The organism is Streptomyces sp. STAM6 (genome assembly GCF_054963715.1).
The window spans coordinates 96501-109983 of the sequence record NZ_JBUEFZ010000013.1 but is presented as its reverse complement, the minus strand read 5'-3'; the positions used below and the strand labels follow the sequence as shown (position 1 = coordinate 109983).

Annotated in this window: 13 protein-coding genes; 6 read left to right on the top strand and 7 right to left on the bottom strand. The window is 71.1% G+C overall.

Annotation, left to right across the window (positions count from 1 at the left end; all coding sequences use genetic code 11):
* Positions 1-180 precede the first annotated feature (180 nt).
* A complete protein-coding gene (gene hisS / locus ACY34K_RS17920; protein ID WP_462748135.1) occupies positions 181-1503 on the bottom strand; it encodes a histidine--tRNA ligase in 1323 nt (440 codons plus the stop codon).
* A 446-nt stretch (positions 1504-1949) separates the two neighbouring features.
* Between hisS and ACY34K_RS17915 the strand changes: the two genes are divergently transcribed.
* From ACY34K_RS17915 to ACY34K_RS17905, 3 genes are all read left to right on the top strand, one after another.
* A complete protein-coding gene (locus tag ACY34K_RS17915; RefSeq protein ID WP_462748133.1) occupies positions 1950-2399 on the top strand; it encodes a helix-turn-helix domain-containing protein in 450 nt (149 codons plus the stop codon).
* A gap of 50 nt (positions 2400-2449) precedes the next feature.
* Positions 2450-3010 carry a hypothetical protein gene (locus ACY34K_RS17910; protein WP_462748131.1) on the top strand — a complete coding sequence of 187 codons (561 nt, stop codon included), beginning with the start codon at positions 2450-2452 and terminating at the stop codon, positions 3008-3010.
* 245 nt (positions 3011-3255) lie between these two features.
* Complete coding sequence (locus ACY34K_RS17905; RefSeq protein WP_462748130.1) at positions 3256-3594, top strand: DUF2516 family protein; 339 nt, start codon at positions 3256-3258, stop codon at positions 3592-3594.
* Between the two features lie 38 nt (positions 3595-3632).
* Here the strand turns inward: ACY34K_RS17905 and ACY34K_RS17900 are convergent, their stop codons facing one another.
* From ACY34K_RS17900 to ACY34K_RS17890, 3 genes are all read right to left on the bottom strand, one after another.
* The gene (locus ACY34K_RS17900) at positions 3633-4904 is read right to left on the bottom strand and encodes a PP2C family protein-serine/threonine phosphatase (RefSeq protein WP_462748128.1); all 1272 of its coding nucleotides are present in this window, start codon (positions 4902-4904) and stop codon (positions 3633-3635) included.
* Between the two features lie 203 nt (positions 4905-5107).
* Complete coding sequence (locus ACY34K_RS17895) at positions 5108-6175, bottom strand: C40 family peptidase (RefSeq protein WP_462748125.1); 1068 nt, start codon at positions 6173-6175, stop codon at positions 5108-5110.
* Positions 6176-6354: 179 nt separating this feature from the next.
* Positions 6355-7152: a class I SAM-dependent methyltransferase gene (locus ACY34K_RS17890; RefSeq protein ID WP_462748123.1), complete on the bottom strand. Its 798-nt coding sequence runs from the start codon at positions 7150-7152 to the stop codon at positions 6355-6357.
* Between the two features lie 172 nt (positions 7153-7324).
* Between ACY34K_RS17890 and mshA the strand changes: the two genes are divergently transcribed.
* A complete protein-coding gene (gene mshA / locus ACY34K_RS17885) occupies positions 7325-8668 on the top strand; it encodes a D-inositol-3-phosphate glycosyltransferase (RefSeq protein ID WP_462748122.1) in 1344 nt (447 codons plus the stop codon).
* On the top strand, positions 8661-9170 hold the full coding sequence (locus tag ACY34K_RS17880) for a type III secretion system chaperone family protein (protein ID WP_462748121.1): 510 nt from the start codon (positions 8661-8663) through the stop codon (positions 9168-9170). Before mshA ends, ACY34K_RS17880 begins: the two co-directional genes overlap by 8 nt.
* Before the next feature lie 142 nt (positions 9171-9312).
* Here the strand turns inward: ACY34K_RS17880 and ACY34K_RS17875 are convergent, their stop codons facing one another.
* On the bottom strand, positions 9313-10614 hold the full coding sequence (locus tag ACY34K_RS17875; RefSeq protein WP_462748120.1) for an MDR family MFS transporter: 1302 nt from the start codon (positions 10612-10614) through the stop codon (positions 9313-9315).
* Between the two features lie 140 nt (positions 10615-10754).
* Between ACY34K_RS17875 and ACY34K_RS17870 the strand changes: the two genes are divergently transcribed.
* The gene (locus ACY34K_RS17870; RefSeq protein WP_462748117.1) at positions 10755-11516 is read left to right on the top strand and encodes a phosphoglyceromutase; all 762 of its coding nucleotides are present in this window, start codon (positions 10755-10757) and stop codon (positions 11514-11516) included.
* A gap of 78 nt (positions 11517-11594) precedes the next feature.
* Here the strand turns inward: ACY34K_RS17870 and ACY34K_RS17865 are convergent, their stop codons facing one another.
* Together ACY34K_RS17865 and ACY34K_RS17860 are read right to left on the bottom strand one after the other, a co-directional pair.
* On the bottom strand, positions 11595-12830 hold the full coding sequence (locus ACY34K_RS17865; protein ID WP_462748115.1) for a tyrosine-type recombinase/integrase: 1236 nt from the start codon (positions 12828-12830) through the stop codon (positions 11595-11597).
* Positions 12831-12918: 88 nt separating this feature from the next.
* The gene (locus tag ACY34K_RS17860; protein ID WP_462748113.1) at positions 12919-13170 is read right to left on the bottom strand and encodes a helix-turn-helix transcriptional regulator; all 252 of its coding nucleotides are present in this window, start codon (positions 13168-13170) and stop codon (positions 12919-12921) included.
* Between the last annotated feature and the right edge of the window lie 313 nt (positions 13171-13483).

The following is a 13483-nucleotide window of genomic DNA, read 5'->3' as shown; positions in this document are numbered from 1 at the left end:
ACGGCTCCGCGGCCTCAAGATCCCGGGCCGTCCGGTGGTCGCCATGTCCAGCACAAGCCAACCGGCCCCGCTGTCTCGGGCCCCGGGACGGTGGAGGGCCCGACGGCCGGCTGTCGCCGTGCACGTCGGGCCCTCCACCGGTTCACGTCCCGCGGTGCGCCGCCTCCCGGGCGGCGGCTCTCAGGGGCGCCGCCAGGTCTCCGGGTCGGCGGCGGTCTGCTCCCCGCTGACGAGGTCCTTGACCTCGTGCTCCCGGCCCTCGCTGAGCGGCGGGAACCAGATGTACGGGATGCCCTTGCGGGAGGCGTAGCGCACCTGCTTCCCCACCTTGTCGGGCTGGTGGTAGAGCTCCACCTTCAGCCCGCGCCGGCGCAGCAGCCCGGCGGTCGCCGCCGCCTCGGCGGCCTGCTCCCTGCCCTCCGGGAGCACCATCAACAGGTCGCTGGGTGAGGCCGGGCCGGTGGGCAGCAGCCCCTCGGCCAGCAGCTTGGCGAAGATCCGGGTCAGCCCGATCGACATACCGATGCCAGGCAGGTTCCGGCGGATGTAGGAGCCGGCCAGGTTCTCGTACCGGCCGCCGGAGCAGATGCTGCCGTAGCCCGGCCAGTCGGTGAACTTGCCCTCGTAGACCGTGCCCGTGTAGTAGTCCAGGCCGCGGGCGATCGACAGGTCGGCCAGCAGACTCCCGGTCGGCAGGTCGCTCAGCGAGTCCAGCACGAAGGCGAGTTCGTCCAGACCTTCGGACAACAGCTCCGAGCGGATGCCGAGTCCGGTGATGTCCTCCACCACCGACGCGTCGGTGCCGCGCAGGCTCGCGAGCTCCACGCAGGCTCCGACCTGGCGGTCCGTCAGGCCGACCTTCCGGGACAGCAGCTCGCTGACCCCGGACACCCCGATCTTGTCGAGCTTGTCGACGGTCCGGATCACCTCCAGCGGGTCGTCCACGCCCAGCCCCTGGTAGAAGCCCTGGAGGACCTTCCGGTTGTTGACGTTGATGGTCCACGCCGGGAGGCGGAGTTCGCTCATGATCTCGTGGATGATCCGTGGCAGTTCCGCGTCGAAGTGCAGCGGCACGTGGTCGACGTTGATGACGTCGATGTCGCACTGGGTGAACTCCCGGAAACGGCCCTCCTGGGCGCGCTCACCCCGCCAGACCCGCTGGATCTGGTAGCGCTTGAACGGGAACACCAGGTCGTTGAAGTGCTGGGCGATGTACCGGGCGAACGGCACCGTCAGGTCGAAGTGCAGGCCCAGTTTGGCGTCCGACGTGTCGTCCTGGTCCTCCTGGAGCCGGCGCAGCGTATAGACCTCCTGCGAGGTTTCGCCCTTCGCCATCAGCACGTCGAGCGGCTCCACGGACGGCGTCTCGACCGAGCAGAAGCCGTACCGCTCGAAACCCGCGCGGATGACGTCGAGCCAATGCTGCTCGACGAGCCGCACTTCAGGGAGCCACTCGGGAAATCCGCTGATGGCCGCCGGTCGGACAACCTGCTGGTCGGTCATGCGCACTGCTCTCCTCGACACGTGGGAAGGCGCTGCGGCACTGATGCCGCGTCAACTGGCCTCCGCTGCTTGGATCCAGCTCATGTTACGGGCAAGCCCGGCCCCGGTTCATCGCCTTTGCGCCCGCCGCCCGCCGGAGCGGCCGCCCGCCGATTCATCCCTGCCGCGCCTCACCGGACGGTCTCCCACCCGGGTGATCCTTCCGCTGTACGCGCATGAAGGCAGGGCCTCTCGGTGGCTCGGGGCCCGGCGGGCGAGGCCCGCGGACTTCCCCGGCCGGGGCCGCGTCCACTCCCGCTCCCGCCGCCGGCGCGAGCACGGGCTGATCGCCGAGTACCACGACCGGCCGCGCGGAAAGGCGGCCTTCCGCGCCGCAGCCGACCGAGAAGCGACACTCCAGCAAGCAGTTGCTTGCAAAAGTTAGCGAGAGGGTGCACCATCGGGGCATGGCATCACTCAACGTCGGCAATCTCGGTGAGTACTTGCGCGAGCAGCGGCGCAACGCGCAGCTGTCGCTGCGTCAGCTCGCCGACGCCGCGGGGGTGTCGAACCCGTACCTGAGCCAGATCGAGCGCGGGCTGCGCAAGCCGAGTGCGGAGGTGCTCCAGCAGGTCGCCAAGGCGCTGCGGATCTCCGCGGAGACGCTGTACGTGCGGGCCGGGATCCTGGACGAGCGGGAACGCGAGGAACTGGAGACGCGAGCCGTCATCCTCGCCGACCCCTCGATCAACGAGCGGCAGAAGCAGGTGCTGCTCCAGATCTACGACTCGTTCCGCAAGGAGAACGGCCTCGACACGGCTGCCGCCGACACCACCGCCACCGCCGACGCCGACACCGCCGAGGACGGCCCCCGCACGGCCGACGGCAGTGGTGCCGACCGGGGGAAGACCCCCTGAACCCTCACCCGAAGCCGAACCCACTCTGCGATCCGGGAGGACCACAGACCATGGCCATCATCGAAGAACTGCGTACCCCGCTCTACTTCGCCGCCGGTACGGCGGACCTCGCCGTGCAGCAGGCCAGGAAGGTGCCGGGCCTGATCGAGCAGATCGCCGCCGAGGCGCCCGCGCGGATCGACGCGGTGCGCAACACCGACCCCAAGGTCGTGCAGGAGAAGGTGACCGTGCGGGCCAAGGAGGCCCAGGCCACCGTGCAGGCCAAGGTCACCGAGGTGCTCGGCAGCCTCGACACCGACCTGAAGAAGCTGGGCGAGCAGGCCCAGGGCCTGGCCCTGCGGGGTGTGGGCGCGGCCGCGGAGTACGCGGTGCGGGCCCGGGAGACCTACGAGCGGGTCGCCGAGCACGGTGAGCAGGCCGTGAAGACCTGGCGCGGCGAGGCCGCCGAGGAGATCAACGAGATCGCCGTCGCGGTGGAGCCGGACCCGGAGCCCAAGGCGGACCCGGAGCCGCAGGACGAGCCGGCGGCCAAGAAGACGGCCCCCGCGAAGAAGACCCCGGCGGCCCGCAAGCCGGCCGCCAGGAAGACGACGGCCTCCCCGGAGAAGTAGGCCGCGCCTCGCCCGCGCACCGGCACCCGCGCGCACCCGCACGGCCGCGCGCCCGCCCCCGCACGGCCGCGCGCTCGCCCCCGCACGGCCGCGCGCCCGCCCCCGCACGGCCGCGCGTACCGGCACCCGCACCCGCGCCCGCCGGGGTGCCCTCCCGCCGCGGTGGGCACGATCGTCGATCGGCGGGCGTTGTACGGGTACCTTGGCCGCGAGGCGCTTCATCCACTCATTAGGCGGTGCTCAGCATGTTGCTCGAGGGGTTCAATTCGTTCCTCTTCCTCATCTACCTGGCCATGCTCGCGATCGCCGTGGTCGCCTTCGCCATCGCGGTGATGGCGCGCGAGGACGCCTACCGTGCCGCCGACAAGCAGAGCAAGCCCTTCTGGCTGATCATCCTGGGCGTCACGGTCGCGGTGAACCTGCTGGTGCCGATGCTGTTCCTGCAGCTCGCGGGGCTGGTCGCGTCGATCGTGTTCATGGTCGACGTCCGTCCGGCGCTCCAGCGGGTGTCGGGAGGCGGCCGGGGCCGGCGCGGCGGGTCCAGCAGCGACGGGCCCTATGGTCCGTACAACGGCGGGCGCTGAGCCGCCCCTCTCCGGCGAGGGGGAAACGGCCGGTTCCGTCAGCGGCGACGGCGTCCGCGGGCGGCCCGGTCGTTGCTGTCGCGGGCCAGCAGCAGCACGGCCACGTCGTCCGTCAGCTCGCCGCCGTTCAGCTCCCGGACCTCCGTCATCGCGGCTTCCAGCAGCTCCTCGCCGGCCAGGCCGGACGCCAGCATGCGGTTGATCATTTCAAGCATGCCGTCCTGGCCGAGCCGCGCGGAGTCGGGGCCCGCCGAGCGGCCTTCGATCAGCCCGTCGGTGTACATCATCAGGCTCCAGGAGCCGCCCAGCTCGACCTGACGGCGCGGCCAGCGGGCGCCGGGCAGCAGGCCCAGGGCGGGTCCGCCGTCCTCGTACGGCAGCAGCTTCGCCGCCCGGCCGTGCCGGGCGATCAGCGGTGAGGGGTGGCCCGCCAGGCAGAGCCCGGCCCGCCGCCCGTCCGGGGCGATGTCGACGGTGCACAGGGTCGCGAAGATCTCCTCGCTCTCCCGCTCGTGTTCCAGCACCTGCTGGAGCGTGGAGAGCAGCTCGTCGCCGCAGAGCCCGGCGAACGTCAGCGCCCGCCACGCGATCCGCAGCTCCACACCGAGCGCCGCCTCGTCCGGGCCGTGCCCGCACACGTCGCCGATCATGGCGTGGACCGTGCCGTCCGGCGTGCGGACCGTGTCGTAGAAGTCGCCGCCGAGCAGGGCGCGGGAGCGCCCGGGCCGGTAGCGGGCGGCGAACCTCAGGTCGGAGCCCTGCAGGAGCGGCGTGGGCAGCAGGCCGCGCTCCAGCCGGGCGTTCTCCTGGGCCCGCAGACGCGACTCGGCCAGCTTCACCTGGACCGAGTCGGCGCGTTTTCGCTCCACGGCGTACCGGATGGCGCGGCTCAGCAGCGGCCCGTCGAGCTCCTCCCGGAAGAGGTGGTCCTGGGCGCCGGCGCGGACCGCCTCGGCGGCGAGCGCCGCGTCGCCGGACGTGGTCAGGGCCAGCACGGCGTGGCGGGGGGCGATCCGCAGCACGTGCCGCAGCGGCTCCAGGGCGTCGTCGCCCGGCCGGGCGCCGGGCAGGGCGAGGTCGACGAGCACACAGTGCACGTCGTCGGTGAGCAGCCGCTCGGCCTCGGTGAGGTTACGGGCGGTGCGGATGCGCACGCGGGCGCCGGACGCGTCCGTCAGCTCGGGGACGGTGAAGGTACCGGCCGGGTCGTCCTCGATCACCAGAAGAGTGAGGTCCACACCACCGGCGGTCTCCGCCACAGCGGTGCCGGCGGAGACGGTCACCCTCTGTCGCGGTACGGGTACGGGCATCGGCTTGGTTCCTTCCCTCCCCCCGAGGGCGCGGTGAAGCATCGGGCGACACCTCACCAGACGGGGACCATAGCGGCCCCGGGCGGCCGAACGGAATGGTGATCGACGAAGAGCCGGTGGCATATGCCGCACGTCGGGGCGTAGTTGGGCAGGGGGTCATGACGAACATCACGCACGAGCCGCCAGGACTTATGTGGCAAGGCTCACTTGTCGGGGCGTACGACCCCGAGGATGGCCATCGAGCCGGCGCCCGTGACCGTGACGTTCCGGCCCGGCCGCGGGGCGTGGACGATCGCGCCGTTGCCGATGTACATCCCCACATGACTGGCATCGGCGTGGTAGATGATCAGGTCGCCGGGGCGCATGTCCTTGATGTCGATCCGGGGCAGCAGCCGCCACTGCTCCTGGGAGGTGCGCGGGATGCCCTTGCCGGCCGCCGCCCACGCCTGGGACGTCAGGCCGGAGCAGTCGTAGGAGTCCGGGCCCTCGGCGCCCCACACGTACGGCTTGCCGAGCTGGGCCGTGGCGAACTCGATGGCCTTGCGCCCCTGCTCGCTCGCACTGCCGTTGATCTCCTTGAGCACACCGGAGCCGAGCCAGGCCGTCTGGGCCTTGTACTGCTCCTCCCGCTCCAGTTCGAGCAGCCGTGCCCGCTCGGCGGCCGCGAGCCGTTCCTCCAGCTTCTTCGCCGCCGCGATCTTGCTTTCGATCTGCTTCTTCGCGTTGGCCTGCTTGACCCGGTTGGCCTCCAGCCGGGTCCAGTGGGCGCTGGCGTCCTTGGTGTACGTCTCCAAGTCCGACTGCTTCTGGTTCAGTTCGGCGAGCAGGTCCTTGGTGGCCTTCTGACCCTGCTGGACCCGGCCGACGCCGTCGAGGAAGAGGCGGGGGTCGTCGGTGAGGACGAGCCGGGCCTCCTCGGGTATCCCGCCGCTGCGGTACTGGGCGCGGGCGGCCGCGCCGGCCCGCTTCTTCAGATCGTCGATGCGGGCCTGGCCGTCGACGATCGCCCGCGCCAGCTTCACGATCTCGGCCGACTGCTTCTTGGCCTGCTCCTCGGCGAGGTTGTACGCGTCGGTGGCGGAGGCGGCCTGGCGGTAGAGGCTCTCGATCTCCTTGCGGACCTCTTCGAGGCTCTTGCCGGACGGGGGCGCCGCGGGCGGTGTCGAGGGGGGAGGCGCGGGTGCCGCGTAGGCGGCCTGGACCGGTGACGCGAGCACGGTCAGCGCGCAGACCACGGTGATGGCGGCGGCGGCACAGCGGCGTCGGTTCACGAGTGTCCCCCTCCGGACATACGCCGGCACTTATCTGATTTACCGTCAGTAACTTTCAGTGGCCTCCGCGATGGTGCCACGACCGCCGCCAAAGCGACAGAGGTTCAGGGCACTTGACGGGTCACATCCACCCGTGTGGGACGAAAGATCACCCAGGGGCGTTCCCCCGCCGGGGATATTCACAGGGAACGGGGGGCCAGGGCCGCCCACGACACCGTCAGTTCACCCTGCCGCCACCGCCGCCGGCCGTCGGCCAGGGGCCAGTCCGCGGCCAGGTCGCGGGCCGTCCTGATCCACCGCTGCCGGGCACCCAGCGAGGCGTACGGGGCGGCCGCCGCCCATGCCCGGTCGAAGTCCCGGAGGAACGCGTGCACCGGCTCCCCCGGCACATTGCGGTGGATGAGCGCCTTCGGCAGCCGCTCGGCCAGGTCCGAGGGCCGCTCCAGCGAGCCGAGGCGGGTCGCGAAGGTCACCGTGCGCGGGCCCTCGGGCCCCAGCGCCACCCACACATGCCGCCGGCCGATCTCGTCGCAGGTCCCCTCCACGAGCAGCCCTCCGGGCGCCAGCCGGCCGCACAGCCGGGCCCAGACCGCGTGGACCTCGTCCTCGTCGTACTGGCGCAGCACGTTCGCCGCCCGGATGAGGGCGGGGGAGCCGTCGACCGGCACCTCGAAGCCGCCGTGCGCGAAGGTGAGCCCGTCCCGCTCGTAGGGCCGGGCGGCCTCGACGCGCGCCGGGTCGATCTCGATCCCCACCACCCGGGTGCGCGGGTCGGCGGTGCGCAGCCGCTGCAGCAGCTCGACGGCGGTCCAGGGAGCGGCCCCGTACCCGAGGTCCACGGCCACGGGCGCCTCCCCGGCGCGGCGCAGGGCCGGGCCGTGCACGGCCGCGATCCAGCGGTCCATGCGGCGGAGCCGGTTGGGGTTGGTGGTCCCGCGGGTCGGGTTGCCGACGGGGCGGGTGGTGCGCGGGGCCATGGAGACGAGGGTAGGCCAGGGGCCGCGGGGTGCCCGGCGTGCGGCCCCTGCCGGGCACCGTCCCCGTAATGAATTGGCAAAACGGAAATGAAAGGGAGCGTTCCGCTGTTCTGGGCGATGGAGGAACGCGCGTCCTCTTTTTGCCATGCCCGAGAGCGGAAGGACCGTCGACGTGAGCCAGTACGTGTCCCGGTTCGCCGGCACCCTCGCGGTGCCGCCCAGGCTCCGGCTGCCCGGGCGGCCGCGGGTGCCGCGCCGGATCGCCATGCTCAGCGTGCACACGTCCCCGCTGCACCAGCCCGGTACGGGTGACGCGGGCGGCATGAACGTCTACATCGTCGAGCTGGCCAAACGGCTCGCCGCGATCAACATCGAGGTCGAGATATTCACCCGCGCCACCACCGGCGCGCTGCCCCCGGCCGTGGAGCTCGCCCCGGGCGTCCTCGTCCGGCACGTCGACGCCGGGCCTTACGAAGGGCTCGCCAAGGAGGAGCTGCCGGCCCAGCTCTGTGCCTTCACCCACGGCGTGATGCAGGCCTGGGCGGGGAACCGGCCCGGCCACTACGACCTGGTCCACTCCCACTACTGGCTCTCCGGACACGTCGGCTGGCTCGCCGCCGAACGCTGGGGCGTGCCGCTCGTGCACGCCATGCACACCATGGCCAGGGTCAAGAACGCCGCCCTCGCCGAGGGCGACACGCCGGAGCCCGCGGCCCGTGTGATCGGCGAGACCCAGATCGTCCGGGCCGCCGACCGGCTGGTCGCCAACACCGACGAGGAGGCGGCCGAGCTCGTCCGCTTCTACGACGCCGACCCGGCGAAGGTCGCGGTCGTCCACCCGGGCGTCAACCTCGACCGGTTCCAGCCCGCCGACGGCCGCGCCGCCGCCCGTGCCCGGCTCGGGCTGCCCGCCGACGCCTTCGTGCCGGTCTTCGCCGGGCGCATCCAGCCCCTGAAGGCCCCCGACATCCTGCTGCGCGCCGCGGCCCGGCTGCTCGACGAGGACCCGACCCTGCGCTCCCGCATGATCGTCCCGGTGGTGGGCGGGCCCAGCGGCAGCGGCCTGGCCAAGCCGGAGGGGCTGCAGAAGCTCGCCGCCCGGCTGGGCATCGCCGACCTGGTGCGCTTCCACCCGCCGGTGGACCAGGACCGGCTCGCCGACTGGTTCCGTGCCGCGTCCGTGCTGGTCATGCCGTCGTACAGCGAGTCCTTCGGGCTCGTCGCCATCGAGGCGCAGGCGGCCGGCACCCCGGTCGTGGCCGCCGCGGTCGGCGGCCTCCCGGTGGCGGTCGCGGACGGTTCGACCGGGTACCTGGTCCAGGGCCACAACCCCGCGGACTACGCCACCGCCCTGCGCCGGTTCGTCACCGACCCGGCCCTGAGCACCCGGATGGGTGCGGCGGCCGCCCGCCACGCCGCCTCCTTCGGCTGGGAGACGGCGGCCTCCAGGACGGCCGAGGTCTACACGGCCGCGATGCACGATCACCGCCGTCGCGTACGCTCGCACCATGGCTGACGAGATGGCCGGCGGCACGGCCGGCGAAGCACGGCAGATCATCGAGTCCGCGCTGGACGACGCCGAGCTGACCTGGGAGTCCCCGGAGTCCGGCACCTATGTCGTCACGCTCCCGGGCACCCGCAAGCTGTCCACCACGCTCTCGCTGCGGCTGGGCAACCACTCCCTGTCCCTGAACGCCTTCGTGATCCGCCACCCCGACGAGAACGAGGCGGGGGTCCACCGCTGGCTCCTGGAGCGCAATCTGCGCCTCTACGGCGTCAGTTACGCGATCGACGGCCTCGGCGACATCTATCTGACCGGCAAGCTGCCCCTGTCGGCGGTCACGCCGGAGGAGCTGGACCGCATCCTCGGCTCGGTCCTGGAGGCGGCGGACGGCGCGTTCAACACGCTCCTGGAGCTGGGATTCGCCTCGGCGATCCGCAAGGAGTACGCCTGGCGGACGGCCCGGGGCGAATCGACGCGGAACCTCGAGGCGTTCACCCATCTGACCGAACGCTGACACGCTGACCAACGCTGACCCGGTGATCGGACGCCGACACGTCGGCCGACGGCTCACGGAACGCCGACCGGGCACTGACGGAACGCCGACCCGACGTGGCGCGCCGTACGAGGCCCGGCGCACCCTACGACCCGGCGCGCCGTCAGTTCGCGGTGACCGGTGCGGTCGCCGTGGCGGGCGCGGACTCCACCGGCGTCTTCTCCTCCGGCGTCTTCTCCTCCATCGGCGTCTCCTCCTGGTCCGGCAGCGAGCGCATCAGCAGCCAGTAGCCGAGCGCCGACACCGTCCCGAGCACCGCGCACATCCCCCACAGCCACTCCGCGCCGAACCGGTCGATCACCCAGCCCGACATCAGCGGCGCGATCAGCGCCGCCACCGACCAGGACATGGTGTAGACGCCCTGGTAGCGGCCGCGGCCGTGCAGCGGGGAGAGCCGGACCACCAGGCCCGTCTGCGTCGGCGCGTTGACGATCTCGGCGAGCGTCCAGACGGCCACGGTCAGCGCGTACACGGCGATCGACTCGGCGAAGGCGGTGAGCCCGAAGCCGTAGCCGGCCAGCAGCGCGGAGACGATCAGCAGCCGGCGCGGGTCGCGGTGCTCGATGTACCGGGTCACCGGGATCTGCAGGGCGACGATCAGGACGCCGTTGACCGAGAGCGCGAGCCCGAAGTCGGCGCTGGAGAACCCGTCCACACCCATGGCGACCGGCAGGGTCACATAGCCCTGCTGGAAGATCAGCGAGATCAGGAAGGACAGCCCGACGACGCCCATGAAGCGCCCGTCGCGCAGCACCGTGCCCATCCCGAGCCCGGGGTCGGCCGTCTTGCCCGCGGCCTCGGGGGCGTGCTCCGGCCGCGACTCGGGAAGCTTGACGAAGATCAGTACGGCGCAGACGAGCGTCAGGGCCGCCTCGCCGAGGAAGCCGGCGAGATAGCTGTACTCGGCGATGAAGCCGGCGCCCGCCGAGGAGATCGCGAAGCCCAGGTTGATCGCCCAGTAGTTCAGTGAGAACGCCCGGACCCGGTCCTCGGGGCGGACGATGTCGGCCATCATCGCCTGTACGGCCGGCCGCGACGCGTTCGACGCCGCGCCCACGACCAGGGCCATCGCGGCGATCGCCGCCGGGTGCTCCATGAAGCCCAGCACGGCGACCGAGGCGGCCGTCGCGAGCTGCGCGATCAGCATGGTGGGACGGCGGCCGAGCCGGTCGGTCATCACCCCCGCGCCCAGCGACGACACCACGCCGCCGAGCCCGTGGAGGGCGACGACGAGACCCGCGTACGAGGCCGAGTAGCCCTCCTCCAGGGTCAGGTAGAGGGCCATGAAGGTGGCCACGAACGCCCCGAGCCGGTTGACCAGAGTGCTGGCCCACAGCCACCAGAACGCCGGGGGAAGCCCCGAGACACTTTCCTTCGCCGCGCGCCTGAGCGTGGCCATCGACATGCGTGTATCCCCCGTAAGTGGCTGATCCGGTAACCGGAACTTACAAGCACGTGCGACCCCGCTGCTATTCATTTGACCGGACCCGTCAAGGGTTGAGACGGCTCCGTCGGCCTTCACCCGCGTCCATTAATCTCGTACGCATGGCCGACGCACCGTACAAGCTGATCCTCCTCCGCCACGGCGAGAGCGAATGGAACGCGAAGAACCTGTTCACCGGCTGGGTGGACGTCAACCTCACCGAGAAGGGCGAGAAGGAGGCGGTCCGCGGCGGTGAGCTGCTCAAGGACGCCGGTCTGCTGCCCGACGTACTGCACACCTCGCTCCAGAAGCGCGCCATCCGCACCGCCCAGCTCGCGCTGGAGGCCGCGGACCGCCACTGGATCCCGGTCCACCGCAGCTGGCGCCTGAACGAGCGCCACTACGGCGCCCTGCAGGGCAAGGACAAGGCGCAGACGCTCGCCGAGTTCGGCGAGGAGCAGTTCATGCTGTGGCGCCGCTCCTACGACACCCCGCCGCCGGTCCTCGCCGACGACAACGAGTTCTCCCAGGCGAACGACGCGCGCTACGCCACGATCCCGCCGGAGCTGCGTCCGCGCACCGAGTGCCTGAAGGACGTCGTCGTCCGCATGCTGCCGTACTGGTACGACGGCATCGTCCCGGACCTGCTGGCCGGCCGGACGGTCCTGATCGCCGCCCACGGCAACAGCCTGCGCGCGCTGGTCAAGCACCTCGACGGCATCTCCGACGCGGACATCGCGGGCCTGAACATCCCGACCGGCATCCCGCTGGCCTACGAGCTCGACGCCGACTTCAAGCCGGTCAAGCCGGGCGGCACCTACCTCGACCCGGACGCCGCGGCGGCCGCCATCGAGGCGGTCAAGAACCAGGGCAAGAAGAAGTAGGGATTGTGATCATGCCCCTGACCTGCGCACATGGTGCGAGTCAGGGGCGTTTTCATGGTCTGGGCCCACTGTGGGCCCTCAGCGCCCCGGATCGTGCGGCCTGAGTGCGCGGCCGATGGCGTTCCGGGCCCGGTCCCGGCTGCTCGGCATGAGGTGCGCGTACACCTTCAGCGTCAGCCCCGGGTCAGAGTGTCCGAGGTACTCGCTGACGGCCTTGATGCTCTCGCCGGCGTCCAGGAGAACGGACGCGTAGAAGTGGCGGAGCGCGTGCATGCCGTGTTCGCGAGCGGCCTCGTGCTCACGGCTCTTGGCCTTGGGGATGACGCCTACCTTCGCGAGGGCGGGCTTCCAGTGGTCCTCATTCAGCGACGTACGCCAGACGTGCCCGCCGCGCGGCCCACTGAAGATGAGCCGCTTGGTCACGGGCTGACCGCTTGCGCGCATCCACGGCAAGGTGACCTCAACCGGCGGGAAGCGCTTCATGTGCTCTTTCAATGCCTCAGCTACAGGCTCGGGGAGAGGCACGTCCCGGAGCTTGCCGCCCTTGGGAGGCGCGAACACTGGCCTACTCAGGCTCAACTTGAGTTGCTGCACCACGTGCAGGGTGCCGCTGTCGAAGTCCAGCTCATCGACGCACAGTCCGAGAATCTCGCCCTGTCGCAGGCCGCATCCGGCACCCATGTCGACCATAGTCCGGAAGCGCTCGACCATGGCGTCACGTACGGCGAAAACGCGGTCAGGCTGCCAGGGGACGACACGGCGCGTGCCCATCTCGGGGAGCGTCACCGTGCGCGAGTTGCAGGGGTTTCGGCGCAGGTAGCCGTCCTCTACAGCGGCGGAAAGGACAGCGCGGACGTTCGAGAAGATCACGCGCGCGTAGGCGCCGGACATGCCGGACGCTTCGAGCTGCGTCACGAATTCCCGGATGTGGCTCGGTTGGAACGATCCCAGCGCGCGTGACCCGATGCGCGGGAAAGCGTGCAGGCTGAGCTGCGACTGCATCGACGCTCGGGTGTTCGGGTCCCCGCTCTGGCTCGCCAACCATCCTTCCGCGAACTCCTGGAAGGAGGTCCGGGACGCGTTCGGGTCGATGTAGTCGCCGCGGGCCACGTCCGCAGCCATCTTGGTCAGCCACTGCTCAGCGAGGCGCTTCTGTCCGTCGGCGAATGACTTGCTCTTGCGCTTGCCGTCGGGTGCGAAGTAGCGGGCCCGGTAGCGCATGCCGGTTCCGTACCGGGCTGTCTTGACCTTGCTGCTCTTGCCTGCGGAGTTGGTCTCGGTCTTGAACCAGCGGTCTTGGATGCTGCCTGCCATGTGGGGCGCGGTCCCTTCTGGGCATGGGAGGGGGAGGGCCACGGTGTGGCCCTCCCCGGAGAGTTGCTTGGCGCGGTGCGCGGCAGGCTCAGGCCGCGTCGTCGAGGGCGGTGCGTTCGGCCTCCCACGCCCTGACGGCGGCGGGGTTGAAGCGGAGGTAGCGGCCGACGCGGAAACCGGGCGGCCCGATGCGCTTGCGGCGCCACTGGTAGACGGTTTCGACGCTTGGGAGGCTGAACATGGTGACCAGGTCCTCGGGAGTCAGGTAGCGGTCCGGGACGCTGCCGCGCAGGAGGGCGAGCAGGACGCCAATCAGGTCGGTCGGCTCTTCGGTGGCCATGGATTCGGTGACTCCTCATGTCCGTCGCGGAGGGTGTGAGGTCTTCTGCGATGAGTTGCGGGCGCGCGGGCCCGGAGGGCTCGTCTGTCCGAGGTTGGGATTTCTGCGTCACAGCGTCACCAGCGTCATTCAGGCTTCTGACCTGGGGGAATCTGTGACACAGCGCGGCGGGGGTGCGTCACTGCCGCGTCACCTGCGTCACGGTGGCGTGACGCAGGTGACGCACGATGACGCAGACGGTTGGGCTCTGCGTCACGCTTGTTTTGGCTGGTCAGAGGCCGTTTTCCGTCGTGTGTGACGCAGGTGACGCAGC

Coding starts and splice junctions, on each gene's coding strand:
- hisS (WP_462748135.1), bottom strand. CDS start 1,503: ATGACCGACCAGCAGGTTGTCCGACCGGCGGCCATCAGCGGATTTCCC.
- ACY34K_RS17865 (WP_462748115.1), bottom strand. CDS start 12,830: ATGGCAGGCAGCATCCAAGACCGCTGGTTCAAGACCGAGACCAACTCC.
- ACY34K_RS17915 (WP_462748133.1), top strand. CDS start 1,950: ATGGCATCACTCAACGTCGGCAATCTCGGTGAGTACTTGCGCGAGCAG.
- ACY34K_RS17870 (WP_462748117.1), top strand. CDS start 10,755: ATGGCCGACGCACCGTACAAGCTGATCCTCCTCCGCCACGGCGAGAGC.
- ACY34K_RS17905 (WP_462748130.1), top strand. CDS start 3,256: ATGTTGCTCGAGGGGTTCAATTCGTTCCTCTTCCTCATCTACCTGGCC.
- ACY34K_RS17860 (WP_462748113.1), bottom strand. CDS start 13,170: ATGGCCACCGAAGAGCCGACCGACCTGATTGGCGTCCTGCTCGCCCTC.
- ACY34K_RS17880 (WP_462748121.1), top strand. CDS start 8,661: ATGGCTGACGAGATGGCCGGCGGCACGGCCGGCGAAGCACGGCAGATC.
- ACY34K_RS17900 (WP_462748128.1), bottom strand. CDS start 4,904: ATGCCCGTACCCGTACCGCGACAGAGGGTGACCGTCTCCGCCGGCACC.
- ACY34K_RS17890 (WP_462748123.1), bottom strand. CDS start 7,152: ATGGCCCCGCGCACCACCCGCCCCGTCGGCAACCCGACCCGCGGGACC.
- ACY34K_RS17910 (WP_462748131.1), top strand. CDS start 2,450: ATGGCCATCATCGAAGAACTGCGTACCCCGCTCTACTTCGCCGCCGGT.
- ACY34K_RS17875 (WP_462748120.1), bottom strand. CDS start 10,614: ATGTCGATGGCCACGCTCAGGCGCGCGGCGAAGGAAAGTGTCTCGGGG.